At 70.7% G+C, this 6,160-nt stretch carries 6 protein-coding genes and 1 pseudogene; 2 read left to right on the top strand and 5 right to left on the bottom strand.

Translation table 11 applies throughout. The features are described from left to right. The coding region (locus CIB93_RS36605; protein ID WP_143660139.1) for a VOC family protein at positions 1 to 304 on the top strand (304 nt) is incomplete at its 5' end. Between the two features lie 561 nt (positions 305 to 865). Next, complete coding sequence (locus tag CIB93_RS39370) at positions 866 to 2,902, top strand: DUF4157 domain-containing protein (protein ID WP_096633088.1); 2,037 nt, start codon at positions 866 to 868, stop codon at positions 2,900 to 2,902. Positions 2,903 to 2,951: 49 nt separating this feature from the next. On the opposite strand, the gene CIB93_RS36590 is transcribed toward CIB93_RS39370, so the two are convergent. The 5 genes and pseudogenes from CIB93_RS36590 to CIB93_RS36570 all read right to left on the bottom strand — a co-directional run. Further along, positions 2,952 to 3,620 carry a CatB-related O-acetyltransferase gene (locus tag CIB93_RS36590; protein ID WP_096633087.1) on the bottom strand — a complete coding sequence of 223 codons (669 nt, stop codon included), beginning with the start codon at positions 3,618 to 3,620 and terminating at the stop codon, positions 2,952 to 2,954. Between the two features lie 43 nt (positions 3,621 to 3,663). Then, positions 3,664 to 4,407: a DUF2071 domain-containing protein gene (locus tag CIB93_RS36585; RefSeq protein ID WP_096633086.1), complete on the bottom strand. Its 744-nt coding sequence runs from the start codon at positions 4,405 to 4,407 to the stop codon at positions 3,664 to 3,666. Further along, positions 4,404 to 4,748, bottom strand: a complete 345-nt coding sequence (locus CIB93_RS36580; RefSeq protein WP_096633085.1) for a metalloregulator ArsR/SmtB family transcription factor — start codon at positions 4,746 to 4,748, stop codon at positions 4,404 to 4,406. Before CIB93_RS36580 ends, CIB93_RS36585 begins: the two co-directional genes overlap by 4 nt. Before the next feature lie 187 nt (positions 4,749 to 4,935). Then, positions 4,936 to 5,577, bottom strand: coding sequence for a superoxide dismutase (locus CIB93_RS36575; protein ID WP_096633084.1), 642 nt, complete (start codon positions 5,575 to 5,577; stop codon positions 4,936 to 4,938). Between the two features lie 91 nt (positions 5,578 to 5,668). After that, positions 5,669 to 6,160: pseudogene (locus CIB93_RS36570) on the bottom strand (glycerophosphodiester phosphodiesterase family protein); the annotation flags it as partial.

Raw genomic sequence — 6,160 nt, 5'->3', positions numbered from 1 at the left:
CCCTCAGGCGCTGGCCGCCTGGTGGGCGAAGGCGCTGGACGTGAAGGAAACGAAGGACTACGACGATTTCGTGGTCCTGTCGGCGACCCCGCTGGTGATCGGCTTCCAGCGGGTGCCCGAGCCCAAGGCCGTCAAGAACCGGGTCCACGTCGACTTCACGTCCGCCGACCGTGCGGCTGACGTGGAGCGCCTGGTGAAGCTGGGCGCGAGCGTGGTCAGCGAGCAGACCATGAAGGGGTTGACCTGGACGATCCTCAAGGACCCCGAGGGGAACGAGTTCTGCGTCGAGGGAGGGGAGCACTGACGGCCGGGCGCGGATCACTCGGCAAGGCGTGAATCACCCGGGAGCTGCCCGATCGAACTGACCGACGGGGAGCAGCGGTCATCCGCACGTTCTACGGCGGCGACCTCAGCCGCCGGAGCACCGCGTCCACCTCGGCCGAGCGCCAGTGACCCCGCTGTGCGATCGCCGCATCCAGTCCGGGGAAGCGCCGACCCCAAGGTCGTGGGCAGGCGGACGTCATAAGTGAGGAAGCGGCTGATCTCGTCGTCGAGGTCAGACAGGAGCGTCGCCGCTACTTCGAGGAGACGGGTGCACGGTTCGCTGCGGTCATCCGGGAGCCCGCGATCACTGGTCCGATGCCGTCGCGGGCACGGCCCACGGCCCCGCCCCACCCCGCCCCGCCCCGCCCCACCCCCTGGCCTCCCCGGGGGCTTCCGCGCGGCCGTGTTCACTGCCTGGACATCACCTGGGGGGCAGGCCTTTCTTCCCCCGGTCATGTCCGGACTGCCCTTTCGCGCAGAGGCGCTCGGCGATATCCAGGAGCACGTCCTGCCGCGCGTCCCGAGAGGCTCCGTCATGCAGATGCCCGCACGTGACAGATCGGCCGATGGCGGCACCGCGGACCGCGCGGCGCGTTCCCGGCGGACGGGTGGGGACCAGGACAGGCCCCCGTCCGGCCTCCCGGGGGCGCTGCACGATCTCCAGCGGACCCTGGGCAACGCGGCGGTGGCGCACCTGCTCACCGGGGAACGGGAGGCCCGATCCGGCCACGAGGACCTGCCGGTGCAGCGCTCGACCGCCCACCAGGTGCTCCGGTCGCCCGGGCGGCCGATGCAGGAGCCTCTGCGGCGGGAGATGGAGGGCAGGCTCGGCGCGGACTTCTCCGCCGTACGCATTCACGCGGATTCCGTGGCGCAGAGGTCCGCCGCCGAGATCGGGGCGCGGGCCTACACCTCGGGCGACCACGTGGTCCTCACGGACGGCGGGCAGGACAAGCGCACCCTCGCCCATGAGCTGACCCATGTCATCCAGCAGCGGCAGGGCCCGGTCGAGGGCACGGACACGGGTGGGGGGCTGCGGGTCAGTGACCCCGGCGACCGCTTTGAGCGCGAGGCCGAGGCCAACGCGACACGGGTCATGGCCGCGCCCGTGCGGTGTGCCGACGCGGAGGCTGGGGCCGCCCCGTCACCCGCCTCCGGTACGGGGGCAGTCGTCCAACGCAAGGGGAGCGATCCTCTCGGGCCGTCCCTCCCCGCCGAGGAGCGCCGTGCCGACGGGCTGCTGGGCAGGTGGAAGGCGCTGACCCGCACTCAGCCGGAGCCGGGCGACGCCGTCGTGGCGGAGGTGCGGGCCGCCGTGGTCGCATACGACGGTGATACGAAGCGCGACCCCATGCACTGCCTGATGAAGCTTTCGGACATCCAGCAGAGGATCGCCCCGGCCCAGACGCAGGCCACCGGTGCTGCCCTGGCCTTCCTGGAGGCCGCCAGGAAGGCCGTCGAGGCTGAAATGGATGTGGTCGCGAACCAGCTTCAGCGCGACGACAGCCTCCCGGACGAGGCACGGGGCCCGTTCAGCGCGATGACCGACACCGGCATGCTCTGGAACCGCGAGGAATGGGCCGACAGCGCCGCCGTGTTCGGCATGAAGGGCGCCACCTACTTCCGCGAGCTGTCGGAGCTGAACCGGGCGGGGATGGCCAAGGAGATCGCCGGGCGGGGCGCACAGGAGTGGGTCCCCGGGGTCGAGAGCAGGCTGACGGCCGCGCTGAACCAGAGCGTGCTGTGCCACTACACGACTGCTCCCCGGGCCGATCAGATGGTGAACCAGGGGCGGATGAAGTCGAAGAGCGAACTGCTCCGGGAGAACCCGGACGCGGCGAACAACTCGGAGCCGTACGACAAGCACGGCCTCGCCAACGAGGGCTTCGTCTTCTTCTTCCTGGAGGTGCCGGGGAGTCCGTTCCGCGAGACACGCTTCGGCGGCGGCGACGCGGCCCGTATCGAGATTCCGCTGACCGCGTCCCCCCTCATGAACCAGGGATGGCTGATGCTCAGCGACTTCGCCCAGCGCGACTACCCGACCGTGCGTGCGCAGCCCGGGGACCCGGCGCGGACGGAGAGCAAGCTGCCCACGCGCGAGGACGGGTTCTCCGCCGACTTCTCTTTGCCGGTACGGAAGTTCGACAGCGGAGCGAACCGTGCCGAGTTCGATATGGAGCAGGCCATGGAGGAGATGCAGGCCGAGCAGGACGCCGAGCGCCGAAGCCAGATCATGTTCGTCATGGCCCAGGTGGCGGCCGACCAGCACAGCGCCATGACCTATGGGGCCCCCGGGCCGGAGGCCAAGGTCTATTCCGAGCGGCTGCGTTCCAACACGCTGATGGGCCGCGACATCGTGCCGGGCCTCGTGGAGCGGGCCGTTCTGGAGATCCAGCGCCTCATGGACGTCAATCCCCGGCTCGCCGAGGAGCTCAAGGCCATGTCCGGGAACGACCTGATGCAGTTCCTCCTCAAGGACCTCCTGCGTCCGCAGGCGATGCTGCCGAACTCCGTCGACCTCGGCGGCGCCACTGTCGTCCGGCGGTCGGTCGGCCGGCCGACAACCGCCACGGCCTGACCGGCGACCAGCCGCCACGGCCTGACCGGCGGTGAGGGCAAGGGCCGCGTCATGGGCCTTCACCTCGCCCCGGAGCCGCCGCCTCCAGCTCGTCGACCGTCCCGGACATCACCGTACGGATGTGGCGTGTGAGGTGATCGGCGGGCCAGTCCCACCAGGCCACTGCCAACAGCCGCGCGATGTCCGCCTCCTCGTACCGGGTACGGATCAGCCGCGCGGGGTTGCCGCCGACGACGCCGTAGTCCGGGACGTCCGAGACGACCACCGAGCGGGAGCTGATGATCGCGCCGTGTCCGATGCGGACGCCCGGCATGACGACCGCCTCGTAGCCGATCCAGACGTCGTTGCCGATGACCGTGTCGCCCCGGTTGGGCAGGCCCGTCAGCAGGTCGAAGTGGTCGGCCCAGGAGCCGCCGAGGGTGGGGAACGGGAAGGTGGACGGGCCGTCCATACGGTGGTTGGCGCCGTTCATGATGAACCGCACGCCCGTTCCCAGGGCGCAGAACTTCCCGATCACCAGGCGCTCCGGCCCGTAGTGGTAGAGCACGTTCCGGCTCTCGAACTCCGTGGCGTGCTCGGGGTCGTCGTAGTACGAGTAGTCACCGACCTCCACCAGCGGCGAGGTGACCAGCGGCTTCAGCTGCACCACGCGCGGCTGGCCGGGCATCGGGTGCAGCACGGTGGGGTCGGCCGGGACGGGGGTGGGACCGAGGCTCATGGACAGGCTTCCGGGCTCGTGGACGGGGGCGAAGACCATCGTGTCACCCGGGCCGTCCCTCGCACCCCACCCGGAACGGTTCCCCCTGCGACCACTCCGCCGCCACGCCCCGCATCACCAGCGCACTGTCCAGCACCGCGCTGCCCGGCGGAAAACGGTCCAGGTCCTCGAAGAACGTGGAGCGTACGGTACGGGGGCGGCCCGCCGTCACCTTCCAGGCTTCCGTGGACAGTTCGAGGACGTCCAGGTGGTCGCCCGCGGCGCTGGGGGAGAGGCCCCGGCTGCCGAGGCGGAAGAACTCCGAGGCCTCCGCCAGGTCCGTGAACAGCTCGCTGCCGTGCAGTTCCTCGGCGCTCTCCACCGTCGCGTCGACCTCCACCGCGCCGTCCCGGGTCGCGAACGCCACCCGCACCGCGTCGGCCTCCTCGCGCACCGTGAAGTCCGCGCGCCCGTGCTCGCCCGGGTAGATCCGGCCGCCCGCGAAGGCGTTGAGGCGGGAGGCGGTGTCGCGGCGCGGGATGTAGACGCCGCGCTCGACACCGTCGGGGCCGTCCCACTCGACGGCGATCCGGTGCGCCGCGTTCTCGCTGCTCAGCCCGGTCACGGCCGGGGCCCAGCCGGGGCGGACGCCGCCGATCCGCAGCAGGCAGATCCCCGCGACCGCCTGGCCCCGCACCAGTTGGGGGCGCAGTGGCGCGGGCAGCAGCGCGGCGGCGATATGCGGGTCGACCCGGTAGTTCACCAGGAGGCGGCGCTCGATGACGCTGAGGAGAGGCGACCGGATCATGAGGCATCGCCTTCCGGGGAGGAGCGCCACTTCGTGTGGCGGAGCGCGATCTGCTCGGGGCACACGGCGCTCAGGAACCGCCCCACGCACATGGCGAGACGCTCCTCGGCGAGCGAGTAGAGGATGCGGTTGGCGTCGCGGCGCTCGGTGACGAGCCCGGCGCCCTTGAGCACGCCCAGATGACGGGAGATGGACGGAGCGCTGATCGAGAACCGGCTCGCGATCTCCCCGGCGGCCAACTCGCCGCCGCGCAGGTCCTCCAGGATCTGGCGGCGGGTGGGGTCGGCGAGGGCGCGGAAGGCGCTCGCCTCGTCGTCGGCCGGGTCGGCGGGTGGTTCCATGCGTCATGTTTAGCATATGAGCTAAATGGCTAACAACGCGGGTGGGGCTGGTTCTCGGGCATGGGAAAGCCCTCGTGAGTCACGTCCTCGCGAGGGCTTTCCGTTCATCCGCCTGCCGAAGTGAAGGTTGAGAAGACGATCACGAGGCAGGACGCGCTGTCCGCCGGGGCGGAGGCGGGGGCCGGAATCAGGGGGCGAGCAGCAGTACGTCCGCGCGCTCCTTGGCGGCGGCGTAACGCTTCGCAACGTCCTGCCAGTTGACGACCTGCCACATCGCCTCGATGAAGTCCACCTTCTGGTTCTTGTACTGAAGGTAGAAGGCGTGCTCCCAGGCGTCGAAGACGAGGATCGGGACCGAGCCCTGGCCGACGTTGCCCTGGTGGTCGTAGACCTGCTCGACGATGAGCCTGCCGCTGAGGGGCTCGTACGCGAGCACGCCCCAGCCGGAGCCCTGCGTGGTGGCCGAGGCCTTCGTCAGCTGGGCCTTGAAGCCCGCGAAGGAGCCGAAGGACTCGGTGATCGCGTCGGCGAGGTCGCCCACGCCGTCCGCCGCGAGGGGCTCGCCGCCGCCGTCGCCGGTCATGTTGTGCCAGTAGATCGAGTGCAGGATGTGGCCGGAGAGGTGGAACGCGAGGTTCTTCTGGAGGCCGTTGATCGCGCCCCAGGCCTCCTTGTCGCGGGCCTCTTCCAGCTGCTCCAGGGTGTCGTTCGCACCCTTGACGTAAGCGGCGTGGTGCTTGTCGTGGTGGAGCTCGATGATCTGCGGGTTGATGACCGGTTCGAGCGCCGCGTAGTCGTACGGGAGTTCCGGGAGCGTGTACGTGGCCATGGTTCGAACCCTCCGACTGCTGGGAATGCCGTCCAGTTGTTATTGCAATCTATGTGCAGAAGCAGGCTAACAGCAGGAGGGGTCGAACGTGGTGCTTGGTCTCGGGGAACACCGCGATCCGCCGGCCCGACTCCCGCGACAGCCGCCGGGCGAGATCCACGACCTCCTGGAACGTCAGGACCCGGCCCCGCCCGTCGAAGGCGGTGTTGCGGTTGCGGATCAGCGGTAGCCGCTCCACCGTGCGCAGCGTCCGCAGCTCGCGCAGGGTGAAGTCCTCGGTGAACCAGCCGGTCACCGCCTTGCCGTCGACCGTCTTCGTGGTGCGGCGGCCCACGAACTCCGGCCGCGCCGCGACGTCCGTCGTGCCCCCGATCTCGTTCTCGTGCCGTACGACCAGGACGTGGTCCTTCGTGGGGACGAGGTCCGGCTCGATCCGGTCGGCCCCGGTCCGTACGGCGTGGATGTACGACTCGGCGGTGTGCTCGGGCCGCCAGCCCGCCGCCCCGCGGTGCCCGATGACGAGCGGGCCGGCGGGGCGGGGCGGGCGCGGGCCCGCCGGGGCGGACGCGGCGGTTGGGGCGGT

The sequence above is a fragment of the Streptomyces sp. WZ.A104 genome (assembly GCF_002382885.1).
Taxonomy (GTDB): domain Bacteria; phylum Actinomycetota; class Actinomycetes; order Streptomycetales; family Streptomycetaceae; genus Streptomyces.
The sequence above is the reverse complement of the archived record's forward strand: the minus strand, read 5'-3'. Positions and strand labels throughout refer to the sequence as shown.